Origin of the sequence: Comamonas sp. CAH-2, from assembly GCF_009668305.1 — a bacterium.
In the GTDB taxonomy this organism is placed as follows: domain Bacteria; phylum Pseudomonadota; class Gammaproteobacteria; order Burkholderiales; family Burkholderiaceae_C; genus Comamonas; species Comamonas aquatica.
This window is the reverse complement of record NZ_VSWF01000087.1, coordinates 1-519: the sequence shown is the minus strand read 5'-3', so window position 1 is coordinate 519 and position 519 is coordinate 1. Positions and strand designations below refer to the sequence as shown.

Sequence of the window (519 nt, the reverse complement as noted above, 5' to 3'; positions counted from 1 at the left end):
ACGAGACATCAGCCGCTCACCCAATCGTTTGATGCAGTTCATCTTGGTTTCCACCAAGCTGCGCCGGTGATACCCGATCCAACGTTTCCAGATACTTCGCCCCAGCCTTCGACATGCAGCGATCGCCGCATTTCGATGCACAAAGGCTTTGCCTTTGCGTATTCGAGCATTCTTGCGAGGAGGAATAATGGGAATACCTCCTCGCTTGATGACTTCTTCATGGACTGGTTGCGTGTCGTAAGCGCCGTCGCCCGTTAGGCTCTCCAGCACCTCATCTTCGGGCAATTGCTGCAGCAAATCCGGTATCACTGCTGCATCACTGACGTTGTTGGATGTCACGCAGATAGCCCTGACCTGTAGCGTCTGGGCATCAATGCCAATGTGCAACTTGCGCCATTGCCGACGACGCTCAGGGCCATGCTTTTTGCATTTCCACTCGCCTTCACCCAAGAACTTGATTCCCGTTGAATCAACCAGCAAATGCAGTCCCGCTTGGCTGCGTGTGTACGGCACTTGTAC

General features: G+C 53.8%; 1 protein-coding gene. It reads right to left on the bottom strand.

What is annotated here, in order from left to right; all coding sequences use genetic code 11:
• Positions 1–519 (bottom strand): IS5 family transposase (locus tag FYM52_RS18585; RefSeq protein WP_154165158.1); only part of this gene is annotated, 519 nt, incomplete at both ends.